This window comes from Geomicrobium sp. JCM 19039 (genome assembly GCF_000698145.1).
Lineage (GTDB): Bacteria > Bacillota > Bacilli > Bacillales > Marinococcaceae > Geomicrobium_A.
This window is the reverse complement of the sequence record NZ_BAXB01000022.1, coordinates 18,178-37,896: the sequence shown is the minus strand read 5'-3', so window position 1 is coordinate 37,896 and position 19,719 is coordinate 18,178. Positions and strand designations below refer to the sequence as shown.

At 44.3% G+C, this 19,719-nt stretch carries 14 protein-coding genes and 3 pseudogenes; 4 read left to right on the top strand and 13 right to left on the bottom strand.

The features are described from left to right. Positions 1-1,740: 1,740 nt before the first annotated feature. Positions 1,741-2,874 (top strand): MFS transporter, encoded by a 1,134-nt coding sequence (locus tag JCM19039_RS17100; RefSeq protein ID WP_042429456.1) that lies wholly within the window; start codon positions 1,741-1,743, stop codon positions 2,872-2,874. Positions 2,875-2,908: 34 nt separating this feature from the next. On the opposite strand, the gene JCM19039_RS17095 is transcribed toward JCM19039_RS17100, so the two are convergent. Continuing rightward, entirely contained in the window at positions 2,909-3,580 is a 672-nt protein-coding gene (locus JCM19039_RS17095; protein ID WP_042429453.1) for a GntR family transcriptional regulator, read from the bottom strand. 85 nt (positions 3,581-3,665) lie between these two features. On the opposite strand from JCM19039_RS17095, the gene JCM19039_RS17090 reads away from it, so the two are divergent. Further along, on the top strand, positions 3,666-5,162 hold the full coding sequence (locus tag JCM19039_RS17090) for a methyl-accepting chemotaxis protein (protein ID WP_042429452.1): 1,497 nt from the start codon (positions 3,666-3,668) through the stop codon (positions 5,160-5,162). Between the two features lie 155 nt (positions 5,163-5,317). Here the strand turns inward: JCM19039_RS17090 and spoVT are convergent, their stop codons facing one another. The 8 genes and pseudogenes from spoVT to spoVG all read right to left on the bottom strand — a co-directional run bounded on the left by spoVT (position 5,318) and on the right by spoVG (position 14,145). Further along, positions 5,318-5,857 carry a stage V sporulation protein T gene (gene spoVT, locus JCM19039_RS17085; protein ID WP_042429449.1) on the bottom strand — a complete coding sequence of 180 codons (540 nt, stop codon included), beginning with the start codon at positions 5,855-5,857 and terminating at the stop codon, positions 5,318-5,320. A gap of 180 nt (positions 5,858-6,037) precedes the next feature. Continuing rightward, a pseudogene (gene mfd, locus JCM19039_RS17080) lies at positions 6,038-9,587 on the bottom strand (transcription-repair coupling factor). A gap of 68 nt (positions 9,588-9,655) precedes the next feature. Further along, positions 9,656-9,886: an anti-sigma-F factor Fin gene (locus JCM19039_RS17075; RefSeq protein WP_042429446.1), complete on the bottom strand. Its 231-nt coding sequence runs from the start codon at positions 9,884-9,886 to the stop codon at positions 9,656-9,658. Positions 9,887-9,949: 63 nt separating this feature from the next. Continuing rightward, positions 9,950-10,509, bottom strand: a pseudogene (gene pth, locus JCM19039_RS17070) (aminoacyl-tRNA hydrolase). 78 nt (positions 10,510-10,587) lie between these two features. After that, positions 10,588-11,232, bottom strand: coding sequence for a 50S ribosomal protein L25/general stress protein Ctc (locus JCM19039_RS17065; protein WP_042429444.1), 645 nt, complete (start codon positions 11,230-11,232; stop codon positions 10,588-10,590). Between the two features lie 132 nt (positions 11,233-11,364). After that, entirely contained in the window at positions 11,365-12,315 is a 951-nt protein-coding gene (locus tag JCM19039_RS17060) for a ribose-phosphate diphosphokinase (protein ID WP_042429442.1), read from the bottom strand. A 22-nt stretch (positions 12,316-12,337) separates the two neighbouring features. After that, on the bottom strand, positions 12,338-13,702 hold the full coding sequence (gene glmU / locus JCM19039_RS17055) for a bifunctional UDP-N-acetylglucosamine diphosphorylase/glucosamine-1-phosphate N-acetyltransferase GlmU (protein WP_042429439.1): 1,365 nt from the start codon (positions 13,700-13,702) through the stop codon (positions 12,338-12,340). A gap of 150 nt (positions 13,703-13,852) precedes the next feature. After that, positions 13,853-14,145 (bottom strand): annotated as a pseudogene (gene spoVG, locus JCM19039_RS17050) (septation regulator SpoVG). 516 nt (positions 14,146-14,661) lie between these two features. Between spoVG and JCM19039_RS17045 the strand changes: the two are divergent. Next, positions 14,662-15,084: a DUF4362 domain-containing protein gene (locus JCM19039_RS17045; protein WP_052398894.1), complete on the top strand. Its 423-nt coding sequence runs from the start codon at positions 14,662-14,664 to the stop codon at positions 15,082-15,084. Positions 15,085-15,285: 201 nt separating this feature from the next. Here JCM19039_RS17045 and JCM19039_RS17040 read toward each other — a convergent pair whose 3' ends face one another. From JCM19039_RS17040 to ispE, 3 genes are all read right to left on the bottom strand, one after another. Continuing rightward, entirely contained in the window at positions 15,286-15,666 is a 381-nt protein-coding gene (locus tag JCM19039_RS17040) for a RidA family protein (protein ID WP_081834582.1), read from the bottom strand. A 5-nt stretch (positions 15,667-15,671) separates the two neighbouring features. Continuing rightward, a complete protein-coding gene (purR, locus tag JCM19039_RS17035; RefSeq protein ID WP_042402372.1) occupies positions 15,672-16,496 on the bottom strand; it encodes a pur operon repressor in 825 nt (274 codons plus the stop codon). 67 nt (positions 16,497-16,563) lie between these two features. Then, the gene (gene ispE, locus JCM19039_RS17030; RefSeq protein ID WP_042429436.1) at positions 16,564-17,421 is read right to left on the bottom strand and encodes a 4-(cytidine 5'-diphospho)-2-C-methyl-D-erythritol kinase; all 858 of its coding nucleotides are present in this window, start codon (positions 17,419-17,421) and stop codon (positions 16,564-16,566) included. A gap of 128 nt (positions 17,422-17,549) precedes the next feature. Between ispE and JCM19039_RS17025 the strand changes: the two genes are divergently transcribed. Then, positions 17,550-17,843 (top strand): DUF3892 domain-containing protein, encoded by a 294-nt coding sequence (locus JCM19039_RS17025; RefSeq protein WP_042429434.1) that lies wholly within the window; start codon positions 17,550-17,552, stop codon positions 17,841-17,843. Between the two features lie 1,178 nt (positions 17,844-19,021). Here JCM19039_RS17025 and treR read toward each other — a convergent pair. Beyond that, complete coding sequence (treR, locus tag JCM19039_RS17020; protein WP_307190288.1) at positions 19,022-19,711, bottom strand: trehalose operon repressor; 690 nt, start codon at positions 19,709-19,711, stop codon at positions 19,022-19,024. Positions 19,712-19,719 lie beyond the last annotated feature (8 nt).

The following is a 19,719-nucleotide window of genomic DNA, read 5'->3' as shown; positions in this document are numbered from 1 at the left end:
GAATTTCAGGAGATTGACGATCTATATAGAATGAACTTAACATTTTCCTAATTGCGCAGTTTTTTTTGCTTTCCACTTCAGACGGATGCTTGCACTCCAGAGTATAAGGGCAACACGGTTCACTTTTCGCCTACTGGTTACGGTGTGGAAAGAAGTCCAAATGCCCCATATATTCATTTACGTGACACTTGAGAAAGAAAAATCATCATTTTAAACGTGGATGCGCCCATAAACCGAATCAACGGTCACAAATCGCGATATATGTGACCGTCGAAGGCCGAAAGTGCTCGGTTTGAGGGCTGGATTGTCACATACGTGACAGGTCATCGCATGCTTGTGACAGGTGGTGATCGTCGGTCCGAACTTTTTTACCCTTCGGCAAACGTTTTCCGTGTTGCCCGCAACCCTTGCAGTGACGAACAACGGTCGGCAACGAAGTTGTCGAGGTGAGATGAACTTCAAAAGATGATAGGTAGACATTCACCTGCAAACAGCGATTTCGATCATCGAATTCAGTGGATTTCTTTCGTTCAACTTATATAGATCGCGTTAAAACGGTGGGTTTCCAGATTTGAACTGCTGGGTTGGAGGGGTAGCGCGGTGCCAACTTGCATGCAGATTCCAGGCTGAAGTGCCAACGACACATCGGCCCCGCCGGGCCGAAGCGAAACCGCACTCGGTTCGGCGCGGCTCGCGCCGACAGGATGCCAGGTTTTTGGCTTGGAAATGCAAAAGATGGTTCTTTGAACCCGCTCCCGTAGAGGATGGCGGCACATGCGGGCAAGACGAACGACCGTTCTGCGCGCAAGTTTTCCCCATCTGCGCTTTTCTCTTATTTTAGCGCCGGTTTCGCCAAACTCCTGCGCAGTTTGTTCCAACTGGAGCGCAGATTCCAGCTGAAGTGCCAACGACACATCGGCCCCGCCGGGCCGAAACGAAACCGCACTCGGTTCGGCGCGGCTCGCGCCGACAGGATGTGGGTACTTTGGGGCGAGGATGTACACATGACCCGGTAATCTGTTACCGAGTTTATGAGAATACACCGCTTTTCCTGCGATTTTTTTTAACTTGAGAACAAGTTTGATCACAACTCGAGCACAGTTTCCACTTTACCAAGCTTACGATTGGTTCTTAAAGAAATTCTTTAGTTCAACTTACATAGAACTTTTTTTCACGATTTTCTGCACAAGCCGTGGCGACAGGCACTCATTTTGGGAATTTCTTTGGGGGTGGCGATCTAGACCACTTTAAAACACCGCAATTCACCTAATAAAGGGCACTCTATGAACGTTCGTTTCTATACTGAACTTCACTTATCTACATAAACTTCAAGAGCTAGTCACACTCGGCACCAGAGGTGCCGAAGATCAACCGAAGGGTCTTCGGAATGACTCGTGCTAACGACTTGTTGGCCTTCGTGAACAAAAAGAGGGGTCGAATATCTGGCGATGAGTGTATGGAAAGAAGGGTTGATGCAGTTACAACTCCTACTTTTTTTCTTCTTAAATTGTCTTGGTGTTTCGTGCTAAACTGTATGCAATACATATGACGAGGTGAATCCAATGTGATTCAATGCGATGAATGAACTGAGCTACGCCTTTATAGAGAGGGGTGTTCCGATGTAAACAAGCCTTCCTTTTACTCATTGGCTAAACAATGAAGACGAAAAGGAGGCTTACGTTCCATGCGTAACCACACGTTCGCCCTACTTGTTAGCGGCAGAGGTTCAATCAAGCGGGGATGGTCCTTTACATCGTTAGCTTGATGCATATCATCTATGCTGAAACCACGTCACCATTTATCATGAGTCTTATACCCGTCACGATTACAGGGGTGCGCTTTCTATCAAGCCTCATCGTCCCTCTGCTCTTTCAACGTGTCACGTTAACTCATCTACTAGCTATTGCGCAAGGAACGAAAGTCGTTCTCATGTTGGCATTGCTATGGGCGGTACCTTTCGCTCCAGTACCCGTCTGGTTTATTGTTATCGGCTTGCTCGCAAGCTTTGATGCGTGGGCAGATCCGTGTAGCTACACACTCATCCCTCGGATCGTGGACCCTTCCAAGCGTGTTGCAGCAAACAGTAAAGCTGCCGTTGTAAATGAAACGACGGAAATGGGGTGTTGGGCTCTTGGTGGCGTCCTACTGGCGATGACTCATTCACAACTCGTTCTTTTGATCGTGCTCACCGTCTATACGATCGCTACGGTTTGTTTCTTTATTCTAATGAGACGTCTGCCCGACGTTTTCGCGAACGAGGAAGGATCGACGGAGTCCTTTTTCGCCCCATTGAAGAAAGGGTGGGTAACGATTTTACAAACCCGGTGGCTTCGCCACACGACTGGCATATCCTTTTTCTCGTCGATCATTAGTGTCATCTGGATTGCCGCGATACTCTACGTGTTTACCGAAGAGGTTTTAGCGGTTTCTGAAGCTTGGTGGGGAATGCTAAATGCGAGCTTATTTATCGGACTAATGGTCGCAGGCGTCTTGTTGCAACGATACGACCAGTTTGTACAGCACCACTTGGCTCGTATCGTATTTGTAGGGTTTTTAGGCTCTGCAATACTCACCTTATTATTTAGCATAAATACCGTTCCCGTTGTTGCCCTCATCGTCATGATTGGGCTTGGATGGTTTTTACAGCTAGAGAATGTCGGCACCCAAACGATTTACCAAGCGAAGGTTGAGGAAGGGCTGTTCGCCAACGTTTACGCGGCCGAACACGCACTTTCTATGCTGGCGTTCGGCGTCGGGTCGCTACTTGTCGGCATTATTTCCGAACTTGTAGACATTCGCCTTCTATACCTCGCCGGGGCGTTCACATTGTTCGCGGTCGCGTTCTGGTGGCGATACACCTTTCCCGGGAAATAATTTGATGCTTCATAAAAAGACGACAGTGGGATGCTTACACCCCGCTGTCGTCTTTATTAATCACACGTTGTAAATGTTGTAAATCTTGGGCGAGGTGCTTTTGCATCTCATAAGCAGCACCTGCCCCGTCGGACTGCTCGATTTTCTCATAAATTGCACGATGTTCTTGTTGAATTCGACAAGCCCTGCCTGCCCCTTCGAAATTCAATACCCGAAAATAATACGTCAACACTTTAATGGAATGCAGTTGTTTGACCAAGTATGGATTTTGGCTCCCTGCGGCAATCATTTCATGAAACTGCTGATTCATATCAATAATCTTCGGGTCCGTATCGTTCTTATGAATATGATCATCAATGTCTTCCAGCAAGTTTCCAATTCCTATCCGCTCAGCTGCAGTCGCCTGTTCAATGAGCAACTGCACAGCAAGGGATTCCAATGCTGAACGAATTTGATATATATGTTTCACGTCTGCGCTTTTAAACGTATAAACGATAAATCCCGCAGATTCATCATCAATAACGAGGCCGTCTTTTTCCAATAAGCGCATCGCTTCCCGAATAGGCGAACGACTCACACCAAGGTCTTTCGACAATTTACTCTCATTCACTCGCTCTCCTGGCGGTAGCTCTTGTTGATAGATCATCCGTTTCATCTCATGATACAGCTGGATGTAGTAAGGCAATGATTTTTTTATAGGACTCATGGGTCTTACCTCCTATTTATACTTGAATTATTTGGGGATTCTCCGATATAAGTACTAGTAAACGATCAACTTCGGGGGTATATGTATGAATCGAGAGACACTCATTTCACGCAATCGAATGCTTTCTAATCTGCTTATTATTCTATATCTATTAGGCCTCGCAAACAATTTCATTAGCGGTGTCCCTGTCCAAGGCATTGTCGCTTATGCTTTCTCTGGAGCAATACTCGTACTCATTATTACCGTCAGTGCGTACAAAAAATGGATACCAAGAACCGTTCCATATCTTGTCGTCGTGTTCATCTCCATCTTCAGCCTTATTTTAACAGCCACGTCACCGAAGCTGTCGAATTTGCTCATCATTTTTATTAGTTTGGCGGTCGTCTCATTATACAATCGTTATTCATTAATCGGAATATCGGGAGTATTGAATCTTGGTTTAACCAACTTCTTTTTTATCTCATTTAATGACTCCATGTTCCAAGGGCTGGGATTCGACATTTTATTCTCGTTAAACTTATACATCATTTTAACAACCATTATCTTAATGTTCCAAGCTCACATTGCTTCAACGATGCAACAAGAAACGGCGAAAGAAGCCGCTCGCGCCAAAGATAGCAACGTTGAAATGCAAAAGCTTCTCCAATCAATTCAACGCACACAAGCGGCGATTTCTACGTTTGGCCAGCGGGTGAAATCGAATGTTCAATCTACCCGAGAAGTCACTTCAGAAATTGAGACCGCTTTCAATGAGGTATCTGCTGGCATCGAGCAACAATCACTTAGCGTAAACACGATGAATGACATGATGACAAAACAAGACGAACAAGTGCAACATCTAGGTGGGGCAGCTGCGCGTTCAAATAAAGCGTCTCAAGCAAGTTTGGAGGAAACGAAAGCGCAGCGAGTGCGAATCGGGAGATTAAAAACAGAAATTCAACAGTTACAAGGACGAATGGATACAACAACCGAATCGATGGAACGACTCACCAATATGTCTGGAAACATTGGCGGCATTTTAGAAACCGTCGATCAAATCGCTGAACAAACCGACCTTTTATCACTTAATGCTGCTATAGAAGCCGCTCGTGCCAAACAACACGGCAAAAGCTTTGGGGTCGTTGCAGACGAAATCAAAAAGCTCGCCAACAATTCAAAACAATCGACCGAAGAGATTCGCAACATGTTAACAGAAATTGAGGAGCAAACAATGAGGGTTCAAGAAGAGGTGCGGGAAAGTACAAAAGCGATGCAAGTAAGCCTTGCAATAACGGCGGAAAACGAGGAGAGCATATCGGTGCTACTTAATCATGCCCACACCTTCTCAGACTATGCAAGTGAGCTAAATTCAATTGTGAAGCACTTAACATCAACTTCTCTTACGATTACTGACGAGTTATCCGAAGTTGCTGCTTCTAGCGATGAGTCTCTCACTGCAATGGAAGAAGTTGTTGCCAGCGTGGAAGAACAAAGAGGGCATGTAGAAACCATCGAGACACAGTTCGAAGAACTGGATGACCAAAACCAAGCGCTAGAGCGCTTAATTCATGATCGTATGTTTAAGAATTCTCACAGTGGGTAAACATTCTACTAAGAACGATAAAAGCAGACCACGATGACAATGGCCTGCTTCCTTGGGTTATGATATTTGGGGTGAATCGATATGTTACTTACAATGATAAAGGAACAGGCCGAATCTGTAAAGGGATACCAGCTGAAAAATTAATAAGTTCGGTATCATTGTTCCATTTGCCGTGCGAGAAAGCCTGCAGCTGTTTCAATTAACATGCGTGCGACACTTTCCTCGGGCGGCTTTTCTTTTGCAATCATAACGACAGCACCGATAGGATCCCCACTTGCAATGATTGGCGCAACAACATACCCTTGCATATTATCGCGATGATCACTTACTAAATTATAGTCCCCAGGCTCAAATGCTGCATTCGTTGAGCGATTGTTAATCGAATCTTCCACAATATCCCCAATGCTCTTGTTCGCATAATCTTTTTTCGATCCGCCAGATACGGCAATATAAGAGTCTCGATCAGCAACGAGAATCGGATGCCCCAAGCTATCATACAACGCCTCTGCATACTCCTTTGCAAAATCACCTAGCTCTGAGATCGGTGAGTATTTCTTTAGAATGACTTCACCGTCACGATCAACAAATATTTCTAAAGGATCACCTTCACGAATGCGCAACGTGCGCCGAATTTCTTTTGGGATTACAACCCTACCAAGGTCGTCAATGCGACGAACAATACCAGTAGCTTTCATGGAAATGCCTCTCTTTCAATATGGTTTCTCTACTACAGCGATGATTTGGCTCTCATGACTGTTTTTAGTATTCGTAACCAAAAAAGAACTATTCACCCATAAAGAAATAAATTTCCCTTTTTCTTTAGAAAGCCTGCCATAATAGGAAAAATCGACGGAAATAAATTCCGCCGACTCCCGTTACGAAACGTTTTGTGGTGTATTCCGCTTTTTAATATCTGGAATTCGCGCCATGAGCTTCTCAAGTAATGTAATGTAGACGAGCGAACTCATCTTCCGCTTCTGAATATTGATCTTTATACTTTTCCCTTCGGTTCCTACCCCAACATCTCTGCCCATTTCATTGACAACACGGAACAGTTCAGCACCGTCTATTTCATTTGAAGCTTCTTCAGAGAAAAGGATCGTACACTTCCCATTCGTCTCTGTCACAGAAGAGACACCTTCTTGCAAACAATACAACTTGACCGTTGCAACAGAAAATAAAGAACGAACCTCATCTGGATACTCTCCGAAGCGATCGATCATTTCATCTTGAAGGTCTGATAATTCATCAAATGTATAGACGCTCCGGAATCGTTTATACATTTCGATTTTTTGTTTTGCATCTTTAATATACGTTTCTGGAAGATACGCCTCCACTTTAATATCTAGCTGCATATCATCTGCTTTTGGCTTTCCTTCTTCTTTAGAGCCTTTGTACTTGCGTTCATCAATGGCCTCTTTTAACATCTGGGAATACATATCGAACCCGACCGAGTCTATATAGCCATGCTGTTCTGCACCTAACAGATTCCCCGCCCCACGAATGGACAAATCTCGCATCGCAATCTTAAAACCTGAACCAAGTTCTGTAAATTCTTTGATCGCTTGTAAACGCTTCTCCGCAACTTCAGTGAGCACTTTATCGCGCTTGTACGTAAAGTATGCATACGCCACTCGATTGGACCGTCCGACTCGTCCTCGAATTTGGTACAGTTGTGACAATCCCATTTGGTCAGCATTAGCAATAATTAACGTATTTACATTTGGAATGTCGACACCCGTCTCAATAATCGTCGTCGTAATGAGCACGTCTTTATGCCCTTCCAAGAAATCAATCATGACCGACTCGAGTTCTCGTTCATTCATTTGCCCGTGCGCATAAGACACGTCCGCATCCGGCACGAGCATTGAAATCTCTTCGGCCATTCGTTCAATATTATCTACACGATTGTAGAGGAAGTACACTTGTCCTCCCCGACTAATTTCTCTCTCGATCGCCTCTTTTACAAGAGATGCATTGTATTCCAACACATACGTCTGTACCGGGAAACGGTTTTCAGGTGGCGTCTCAATGAGCGACAAGTCTCGCACCCCAAGCATTGACATGTGCAGCGTACGCGGAATCGGTGTCGCCGTTAACGTAAGCACATCAATGTTTGCCCTCATCTGTTTAATCTTCTCTTTATGAGTCACCCCAAACCGCTGTTCCTCATCGACGATGAGAAGACCCAAATCTTTAAACTGAACGTCTTTTGACAGAATGCGGTGAGTTCCTATGACCAAATCTAGACCGCCTGCATTGAGCGAGCGAATTGCTTCATTTTGTTGTTTTCTCGTTCGAAAGCGGTTTAACAAGCCAATATTAATGGGATGGTCAGCAAAGCGCTCCGTAAACGTGTCAAAATGCTGCTGAGCAAGGATGGTCGTTGGTACCAGTAGTGCCACTTGCTTGCCACTCATAATTGCTTTAAACGCTGCACGTATTGCCACTTCAGTTTTCCCGTAACCTACATCTCCACAAAGCAATCGATCCATCGGTCGTTCGAGTTCCATATCTTCCTTAATCTCACCGATGGCTTTCACTTGGTCTTCTGTCTCTTCGTACGGGAACGCATTTTCAAACTCACGCTGCTCCGCACTATCCTCTTGGAACGCATACCCTTTAGAACTTTCTCGTTCCGCATATAGTTTGATTAGGTCATCGGCAATGTCTTCAACCGACGATTGAACTTTACGTTTTACTTTCTTCCAATCTTGACCACCGAGTTTATATATTTTCGGATTTTTGTCTTCGGAACCTACATATTTTTGAACTTGATCAATTTGCTCAACAGGTACATAAAGTTTATCGTTACCTGCATAGGAAATGTGCACGTAGTCTTGGTTCATATTGTTTACAGCGAGAGTTTCAATCCCTAGGTACTTCCCGATCCCGTGGCTTACATGTACAACGAGGTCGCCGATGTTTAGTTCTGAATAACTTTTGATTCTCTCAGCGTTTGAAAGTTTCTGTCTACGTCGCGATTTGGTCACTTTTTTTCGTGAATGTTTCACGTTCGGTAATGAGCGCAAATTTATCAAATGGCAATTCAAAGCCGTTGTGTAAGTCCCCTTCAATAATATACGCCTGAGAAGGTTGGAGTGACGTGTCCCTTGAAACCGTGGAGGCGTGAATGTCATAATCACTCAACACACTTTGTAGACGTTTTGCCCGGTCCTCATCGGATGCAATAAATACGACGGTAAACTCCGCTTTCATCCAACGGTCCATCTCACTTTGCAACACCGGCATTTGTCCGTGAAACTGCTGCATGGCTTTACAGTTTACATTCACGACGTTTTGAGGTTGCACACCTGGGATATTGCGCATAAATATTGAGAAGTACACGACTTGTTGATGCATCGCTTGAAGCAGCCCTTGGAAGTCGGTAGACAGGTGCAAGTTGTGAGGAGCTTCCCCTTGCTCTAACATCGTGAGCTTCCAGCCAGACTCTTCTCCATCTAAACGTTCAGCCGTCTCTTGCACACGGCTAATCTCGTCAACGAAAATCGTTGCGTCTTCAGGCAAATAGTCAATGAGCGTACTGCTCGTTTCATAGAAATAAGACACATACTTATACAACCCTTGGAAGCGAATTCGCTCCTTAAGCTGGTCAATTTCGTACGTAAGGTTTTGCTCTAATTTGTCGCGCGTTTCTTCATCCTTCACCTTTTTCATCGTTTGCTGCATCTCGCTGTGCAACTTATGAGCCTCGGTCCCACTCTTCATCAAACATAATCGTCTCTTCGGCAGGTCCGATACGCACCGTCGTAATCTCTTCAAGAGACCGTTGGTCCTCGGCATTGAAAAACCTCATCGAGTCAATCTCTGTATCAAATAAATCAATGCGTAGCGGGTACTCTTCGGTTAATGAATAGATATCTATAATTCCACCGCGCACACTAAATTCACCCGGTGTCTGAACGAGATCAACTCGGGTGTAGCCCATCGCCTGTAAGTGAGCCAAAAAGGATTCAACCTCAATATCTTCGCCTACAGTGAGTGTGTACTGACTTTTTTGCCATAAATCTTTAGGGGGCAGAAGTCTTCTGAGTCCAGCGATAGGGACAATGACAATTCCTTTAAAATCAGCAAAAAACGCATTCATGACTTCAATGCGCTGCGCTCTCATCTCTGGGCTTGCAATCGCAATTTCCGAAGAGATTAACTCATTTACTGGGTATAAGTATACGTTGTCCCCACCGACGAGATCACTTAAGTCTTCTTGCCATTTTTGCGCTTGCAACAAGTTGTACGTAATTAATATTTGTGGTTTGCTGCCCTGATCATAAAGACCGGATAACAATAACGTTTTCGCTGAACCGCTCAGGCCTGTTAATAGCTGTTCGCGCATCCCTTCATCAAACCGTCTGCAACGCTTTGGATGTGTTGGTTTACGCGCAGCTTTTCTTCAATCGCTTTCATGAAGCCGGTCCTCCTCTTGAACTTTCAAACAATTCAACATACAATCTACACTCGCCCACGCTTTCGACCTAGTGGTACCAGTTCGTTTGCGCGTGTAGATCAGGGTTATTTGCCGTCATCTGATGACAATGCTCACAGAGTAACTCTACATGTACGTGACCGTCTTGGTCAGCCGAAATCATTTCCGCTTGTTCTTCTTCTGTTAGCGCATCAAACCCTAAGTTATACTGCGTTGCTTTTGCTGACGACACTTTACCCATTTCTTTTAAACACTGTCGGCATCGATAATATACAACCATCATCGCTGTCTCCTTATCTTCTGTTTTATCGTTAGTTTCAACGATTAAGGAGACAGATATACATCAATTATGGCTGTTCATCACCCGATCAAAATCATTCTCCGACCATGTTTTGCTTGCCTGAACGACGATTTGCTTCGCCTCTTCAATGCTCGATTTTTCCTCTTTGCTAAATTTGGACAGCACGTAATTGACCACCTGGACGCCTTCAGGAGGTCGACTGATGCCCATTCGAGCCCGATTGAATTCTTTCGTACCTAAATGGTCAATAATTGAGCGGATGCCATTATGACCCCCATGTCCACCTGATTTACGGAATTTAACCGTGCCTCCTGGCAAATCTAAATCATCGTAAACAACGAGCAAGTCTTCTGGGCTAAGTTTATAGAAATCCATGACAGCTTTAATCGATTCGCCAGAACGATTCATGAATGTGAGCGGTTTTAATAGCGCGACCTTCTCTCCGTTCACATTGATCTCATTATATTCACCCCGAAAAGCAGTATGCTTTTTAGTTTGATATTCCACGCCGCTGCTAAATCGTTTACTGCCATAAACCCAACATTATGTCTCGTTTTCGTATATTTCAGTCCGGGATTTCCTAGACCGGCGATTAGTTTCACTGCACTCTTCCTTCCTCGTTTTTTGTGATGCGAAAAAGGCATAACCAAGAGGCTATGCCTTGTGCTCCGCATATAATTCTATTGTTCGTCAGAACCTTCACCAGCATCTTCATCGTTGTCAACAAGCTCTGGTTCTTCTTGAGTCTCTTCGCCTTCAGCTGGCTCTTCTTCAATCGTTGGCGCAAGTACAGCTACAACTGTTTCTTCGTCATCGTTATTGAATTCGAAGTTCTTACCAGACTTAAGGTCTGCAACTGCAATTGAGTCACCAATTCCAAGACCAGAAATATCGACTTCAATTTGCTCTGGAATCTCTGTTGGCAATGCGCGTACAGAAATTGTAAACATCATGTGTGAGAGAACGCCACCTTCAGCTTCACCTGGTGCGTCACCAACAAGATTAACGGCTACGTCAGCATCAAGCTCTGACTTCATGTCCACTTCGAAAAAGTCGATATGCGTCGTGTCACCTTTCAAGATGTCGTTTTGTACGTCGTGAACCATGACTTGGTGCTTCTTGCCGTCTCCGTCAACGAACAAATCGATAATACCGTTACGACCCGCTTCACGGAGCGTTTTCATAAATTCAATGCTTGGTACAGAAACCGCTGTGCTTTCTGTTTTCTTTCCGTAAAGAACAGCTGGTACGTAGCCGTCTTTTCTTAGCTTCCGCGTTACAGAACGACGCAAGTCTTCTCTAGAATGTGCTTGTAATTTAACCATTGTTCTATTGTCACCTCGTCATTTATTTTCCTAGTACTGTTTATATTTTCCCTAAAACATGTGTACTAAAACTGTATCCCTCTAAGCTTATATGCTAGCATGATTCACGAACTGTTGCAAATGAACAGTTGTTTAGTCAAACAATGTGCTTACTGACGTTTGTTCATGAACACGTACAATCGCATCTGCCATTAATGATCCGACGGATAACTGCTTGATTTTAGGAATTTGCTTTTCTTCTGGGAGCACAATTGTATTCGTTACAACGACTTCTTTAATCTGTGAATCTTCTAGACGAGAAATGGCTGGGCCTGAGAATACTGGGTGTGTCGCGCAAGCATAGACTTCTTTTGCTCCTTGTTTGATCAATGCATCACCAGCAATTTGCAGTGTACCTGCAGTATCTATAATGTCATCGATAATAATCGCCGTTTTGCCGTCAATGTTTCCGACAATGTTCATCACTTCTGCTTCATTTGGTCGCGGGCGCCGCTTATCAATAATGGCGATTGGGGCATCCATCATGTCGGCCATACGACGTGCACGTACAACACCGCCATGATCTGGTGAGACGATGACAAGGTCATCTAAATTCTTGTCTTTAAAATAAGAAGAGAGGATACGGGAGCCGAGGAGCTGGTCTACGGGGATGTCAAAAAACCCTTGAATTTGGGATGCATGCAAATCAAAAGTTAACAACCTCGTTACTCCGGCTGTCTCTAGAAGGTTCGCCATGAGCTTTGCAGTAATCGGCTCTCTTGATCTCGCTTTGCGGTCTTGTCTAGCATAGCCGTAATACGGCATGACGACATTGATTGTTTTCGCTGATGCTCGTTTACATGCGTCAATCATAATGAGAAGCTCCATCATATGTTCGTTTGCAGGGTTCGATGTCGATTGAACAAGGTACACATCATCCCCACGTATACTCTCTTCAATGTTCATTTGTACTTCGCCATCACTAAAGCGCTTGACTGAACTTTTTCCCATGCGTACTCCGATATGTTCTGCGATCTCTTCTGCCAATGCAGGATTGGAATTTAACGTAAAAATCTTTAACGATGAATCATCATACGTCGTCATGAGAATTTGTCCTCCACAATTGTTATTTTTTGTCCATGTACGATTCTTTATTAGTTTGACGGTTTCTTGCAACCGCGAGAGCGCTCGCTGGCACATCTTCTGTAATGGTAGATCCTGCAGCAACAAATGCGCCTTTTCCGACCGTAACCGGTGCGACCAAATTTGCGTTGCATCCGATAAACGCACCATCTTCAACGGTAGTGAGGTGTTTGTTCTTCCCATCATAATTGACGGTAATCGCACCACAGCCAACATTCACATCTTGCCCGATTTGACTGTCCCCAATATAGCTTAAGTGGTTGGCCTTTGAGCGTTTACCGACCGTTGATTTCTTTACTTCAACAAAGTTCCCAAGCTTCACTTCATCATGAACAACCGTTTCTGGTCGAATGTGGGTGAATGGTCCAATGTTCACTTCGTTCCCGATTTCACTGTTCGAAATCACCGATTGTTTAATGTTCGTATTCATTCCGATTCGACTGTCTGTAATCTCTGTGTGCGGACCGATCGTGCACCCTTCTCCAACTGCCGTGTTTCCTCGTATTACAGTGCCTGGTTCCAAAAGAATGTCTGCGCTTAACTCAACATCAGCAGCAATATACGTTTGGTCAGGATCAATCATCGTCACGCCTTGTTTCATCCACGCTTCATTGATGCGCTTTTGCATGACTTTCTCTGCTTGCGATAACGCAAGACGGTCGTTTACACCCATCGCTTCTGCACCGTCATAAGTTTCCCAGGCTGCGACCCGCTCACCACGATTTCGAAGGATTTCTAACACATCAGGCAAGTAATACTCTGACTGTGCGTTGTTATTTTTTACTTCTTCCAGTGCGGAAAAAAGCGCTTCATTGTCAAAACAATACGTAGCTGTATTAATCTCTGAAATGCCGCGTTCTTTCAAAGAGGCATCTTTATGTTCTACAATCCTTTGTACATCACCAGTTTCTGGGTCACGAATAATTCGACCGAGGCCGGTTGCATCACCAACTCGAGCAGTCAACACGGTTACCTTTGCACTGCTATGCTCATGATGGTCGCTTAGCGCTTGCATCGTTGCTGCAGAAATCATCGGCGTGTCCGCACTAATGACAAGCGTTGTTCCCTTCTTTCCCGCAAGAAGGGGAGCCGCTTGCTTAACCGCATGACCTGTTCCTAGTTGCTCGTTTTGCCATACAAATTCACTTGAATTTCCGACCGCTTGTTTCACATCTTCCCCATTGTGGCCAATCACAACGGTTGTCTGGTCAAAACCTGCCGATTGTACTTGATCAATGACATGGTTAATCATTGATTTTCCACACACCGTGTGCAAAACCTTTGGCAAATTCGATTTCATTCGAGTGCCTTGACCCGCAGCGAGAATAACTGCATATCGATTACTCATTCAACGACCTCCACATTTAAATCTTTAACATGTAACGCGCTCGTATCTCGTATGAATATATCCTATATGCGCTTTATTTTCAACAGATGGGAACAGTCTCAGTACACGAAAAAAGACCCTGTACAACGGCTTGTACAGAGTCTTCATTGATTAAGAAGCACCCGCTTCTTCATATTCTACATTTTCTAAATCACCTTGACGCTCGTATTCATCCAGTACCGCAGTTTGGATTTTCTCGCGTGTCCGAGAAGAAATCGGGTGGGCGATGTCTCTAAACTCTCCATCAGGGTCCGCTTACTTGGCATTGCAACGAACAATCCGTTGTTCCCATCAATGACACGAATGTCGTGTACAACAAATTCCTGGTCGAAAGTAATCGATGCAATGGCCCTCATGCGTCCAGCTGTACTAACCCTGCGAAGTCTTACGTCTGTTACTTCCATCCTTTCACCACCTTCTCCTACTTCACAAAATTCTAGTTGTGAGCGTTTTTATTTTGGCTCTGGGCAATACCTTTCAACATCGGGAACTTGAATTCCTGCTAACTTTCAAAAAATATTCACGATTTGTTCGCAGAAATTTCCGAAAAGAGACGAACTACAGACGATACCGAGCTACATTGTAGGTTTTAACGTTTCTACTACAGGCAAATAATTTCAGTCCTGCCTAAAAGTCAGCATTAGCTTACTTACGCCATGAGGAGGGAAGTAATAACACTCCGGTCCAAAACGTAACAGGTTGTGCTTCGGCAAGTAGGCCGTAGTACCTTTAACTTGTGCGCATGAGCGGTTGAAGAAATTAGAAATGCACCTAAAATCGTTCTAAATGAAAATCCTCGTACACTGTTACAGTTATTGTACGAGGATTTTCGGTATGATCTTTAGTTAATTAAAGTTTAAAAATCACTAAATTAATTTTTTTGCATGGTAATGTTACTATAAAAAGTCGGTGGTAATATTATGAACAACAAGACGGGCCTTTCATTTTTTCTTATCATACTTCTCGGAGGCTGTCGTTATACTGCAAAAGATGCAATAGAAAATAACGAGGTGGTAAGTGGTCCGGGGGCTGCTCCAGAAGGTGAAAACGTCCATTTATTAGAGGAGTTTATAGTAAATATGGAACTCGGCGAAAGTGACAAAGTGAGAGTTACTCAGTTCACAGACGAGGGTGACCCAATCTTTATTGACCTCGTATATGAAAACAATGGTTTAGAAGTCACTTATAACGATCGGCATGATGAGTATGCAAAGCCGTACGGTACTTTTACAGTTACGTGTGAAGAGATTGAAGCCAATACTCAAGATAACGAGACATCCTATCGCGTAATTGGTTGTGATCATGAATTAGAGACCATCGGGCTTATAATAACTGAAAACTAATTCGGGTGGTAAAGTTGAGTCCATTAACGTTTCGTCAATATTACGTAGGGAGATAGGTTGACTCATATTTATAATAGAATTGCTGGAGATGATTCTATATTATCTGCATTTTAATTTACCGAATAATATAATAATTATGCACGATAAGTGTTAACACCGATAAATAGCCTCCATATTCTTATGATATGGAGGCGTTAATGTTTAGGAAACAAGGGCAATAACTTCAATCTCAATGAGCACATCTTTAGGTAACCGAGCGACCTCAACACAAGACCTGGCCGGTTGGTGGTCACTGAAATATTGTCCATACACATCGTTAATTTGTGGGAATTGATTCATGTCCTTAATAAACACCGTCGTCTTTACGACATTGTTAAGTGAAGAACCGGCCTCCTTTAGAACCGCCTGCACGTTTTCCATCACTTGGTGCGTTTGCTCTTCAATACCACCTTCAACAATTTCCATCTCTTTTGTGAGAGGAATTTGGCCTGAACTGTAAAAAAGGTTGTTAACGATCATCCCTTGAGAATACGGTCCAATCGCTTCAGGTGCGTCTTTTGTAAAAACTTTTTCATCTTCGATCTCCCCTAACGTAAATGTTTAGCAAAATTCCCCGGCTTTGCAATAATCTTCTTCGTGCGTTCATTCACTTCTTCTAGGCAGATTAATGAAATGTAGTCTTGAACCACTCGCTCATCGGTCGTTGCTTCTACAAGAACAGCTGTACCGACAAGTTCTGCTTTAACCTCTTTTAGAAGCTCTGCCATTCCTTGAGCGGTTCCGCCGCCTTTCATGAAATCATCAACAATGAGGACCTTTGCTCCTTCTTGGATGCTTCTGCGACCGAGAGACATCGTTTGAATTCTCTTCGATGAGCCTGACACATAGTTAATACTAACAAGCGAGCCCTCCGTCACCCGGTGATCCTTACGGACGATGCTGACAGGCACATCAAGATGATTCCCAATGGCATACGCAAGGGGTATCCCTTTCGTTGCTACTGTCATAACGGCATCGACTTGTGTTTCTCGATATAGTCCTGCAAATAAACGTCCAATATCATTCATCAATCGTGGACGCCCGAGAATGTCCATCAAATACAAATAACCGCCAGGCAACAGCCGCTCTGGATCCTGAAGTTTCTGGCATAGGGACTGAACGAGTTCTTCGGCCTCTTTTGCGGGTACTGCAGGTTCATAACGAACCCCTCCGCTCGCCCCAGGTACCGTTATTAAGTACCCTGTCTTTTCGCTCTCAAATATACTCTTCACAATCGTTAAATCTTCACTAATTGAAGACTTCGCAGACTGATACCTTTCAGAGAAATAGGTAAGAGGAATGAGTTGATTCGGATGTTGCAACAAGAAATGTGTCATATCAACAAGACGACCGCTTCTTTTTAATTTTTTCATCAGAACCTCCGAAAACACGAATATTAAAGATTATTTTACCATTATTATACGTATTTTCTCAAGTTGCTCACGTGATTAGCCGCACAGCATACACTTGGTCACAAAAACCACGCAATGCATTGTATACGCGATGAACTTTCCCTTCACTATTAACGAGCCCAAATACAGTCGGTCCACTCCCGCTCATTAGTGCCGCATCTGCTCCTGACTCAAGCATCCGTTCTTTGATCTGCCCGACTTCAGGATAAAGTTTCATCGTCACTTGTTCGAGATCATTGTGAAGGTGCGTACAGATCTGGGCATAATCTTGATCACGAATGGCTTGTTCAATTGCTCGGCTACCTGTGTTCGCGGGATCTGGGTTCGTCACTCGGACCCGGCCGTACACATCTGCTGTCGAAACACCGATCGGAGGTTTCGCGAGAACGACCCAACAAGCAGGGGGCGCAGGCAAATGTTCAATCTTCTCGCCCCTCCCTGTCGCTCTAGCAGTGCCACCATGAACACAAAACGCAATATCCGAGCCGATTTCCGAGCCAAGTTCTGCCAGACGCTCTTTGGAAAGCTTCAATCCCCACATCTGATTCAGTCCGCGCAACACCGCTGCCGCATCACTACTTCCCCCTGCCAGTCCAGCCGCTACAGGAATATTCTTTTGTATATAAATCGTTACACCTGCTGAAATACGATACCTTTTTCTCAAAAGACTTGCCGCCTGATACGCGAGATTACGACGATCTGCAGGAATATAGCCTGCATGCGTCTGAATGACAATTTGCTGATCTCTCCGGCTCGTAAGATCGATCCGATCAGCAAGGTCAACTTCTGTCATAATCATTTCTACTTCATGAAATCCATCTTCGCGTTTGGCAAGCACATCTAAAGAAAGGTTGATTTTCGCCGGTGCCTTTAACGAACATTTCAACGTCATTCTCCTTCTTTCACAAGATGGTCTTGGTTTTCCTTTATTCTAGTCGAAAATAAAGGGCATGTACAGGACAGGGGTTAAATCCAAAATAACCAGCACACACTATGGTGAAAGGAGGTCAAAGGATGACAGATTTTGAAGATGCTTATGAACGTTACAAAAACGAAGCACGAACGACCGAACCGGACATTGGTTCGGATCAAGAGCAAATCGTTGCCGTGCGAAAGAATGAGGACGGCAACCTGATTGCCTTTAAGACAAACAGAGGAAGGGAACTAGATTACCCATCGGCACTCCAAGAGGCAAAAGCCGGCACTCTCGCCCACGTTGATGTATTCCAACGGTACGGCAGAGACATCTTGCGAAGTGAGCCTGACGGCGATAAGAGCAACAACTTGAATTCATTGGATACCTTTTAGACTGTAGCAGGCGTAAACAGTACCCGTTTCCAACAGAACGACTCATTTTCAGCATTGTGCGCTCTATATCCGTTGTACTAAAGAAATTAACTAGTTCTTAATGTTGTAATCGCATCAAACCTCCGTTCCCTTCGCTCGTCGTAAGAGAATCTACGACCCTTTTTGTCACAAAGACTAACGAACGTCTGCATGAGTCATGCCGACGTTCGTTTGGTTTATGTTCGGCACCTCTGGTGCCGATGGTTGCTAGCTCTTGAGGTTGGGTACTTAAGGGCGGGGATGCACACGTGACTTTGTAATCTGTTACCGAGTTTGCTCATTCTGTTACCTAGTTTTTGAGAATATACCGCTTTTCCTGCAATTTTCCCCAACTTGAGAACAGTTCGGTCGCAACTCGAGCACAGTTTCCACTTTACCAAGCTTACCATTGTTTCGGAGGTGATCTAGATCACCAATTCCCTAGAAATTCCCAAAAATGAGCGACCGTCGCCACCGAAGCTGCTGAAAACCGCAAAAAACGATTTAGATCATCATAAAATGATTTATATGGAATGAACTAAACATTTTCCTAATTGCACAGTTTGTTGTTGCTTTTCACTGCTGGCGGATGGTTGCACTCCAGAGCATAAGGGCGACACGATTCACGTTTCTGCCTACTGGTTACGGTGTGGAAAAAAGTCCAAATGCCCCATATATTCATTTAAGTGACACTTGGGAAAGAAATATCATCATTTTAAACGTGAATCCGCACATAAACGGAGTCAACGGTCACAAATCGCGATATATGTGACCGTTGAGGGCCGAAAGTGCCCGGTTTGAGGCTGGATTGTCACATAAGTGATAGGTCATAATATTCCTTGCGCCAGGTGGTGACTCTAGACCACATCTTTATACCCTTCGGCCAACGTTTTCCGTGTTGTCCGCAATCTTTGCAGTGACGAACAACGATCGGCAACGAAGTTGTTGAGTGAGATGAACTTCAACAGACAATAGGGGGTCGTTTGCCTGTAAAGACCGATCTCGGTCATCGGATTCAGTGAATTTCTTTCGTTCAAGTTATATAGAGCGTTGTTTTAATCATGTAAGAACATTCACGTTCGATCACGCCCACCCAATACGAAAAACAGAGGAAGCGGTAACCGCTTCCTCTGTTTTTCATTTTTCTCTTCTAGCAAAGTCTACGAAACGGAACTTGTCAGGCGATGCCGCGACTCCGTATATTGAAAAACACTCGAGTCTCCCAAATAAACGAGGCTACGAATGACGACGACGTTCGGTGCACCGTTTAGGCTGAGTAACCGGTGGTCTTCGGCTGTAGGCAACTCGACGACGATCTCCTTATGTGCAAAAGCAATGGTGAGACCTAGCTCATTTTCAACATACTCGTAGATGGATTGTTCGCAAACTTCTAGGCTGAGCTTCGGAACTACATCCTCAATGAAACAATCTCGGTCTACAATCACAACTTCTCCAGCAATTTCCCTCGTTCGAACGACTTGCCATACCGGCGTATCCGGGGGGATGTCCATTTTCTTGTGCATGTCGTTATCTTGAGGTAACGATTCAATTCGATCGACGTTCGTTACCGCTCGTATGGACATGTTTTCAGTCAATTCCTTAAAACTCGTAATTCCAGAAACCGGAAGATCAAACGGCTGTGAATCTAATACGACCGAACCTTTGCCTCTAACCTTTTGTATGAGACCATAATGAACGAGCAAGTTTAGTGCCTTTCGAACCGTTTCCCGAGATGTTGTGAACTGTTCGGTCAGCTCATGCTCGGAAGGAAGCAGTGTACCTGGTTCGAATACGTTTTGGCGTATCGCATTCGCTAGTTCTTGGTACACGCTTATATATTTTCTCTCCATACCTTCTC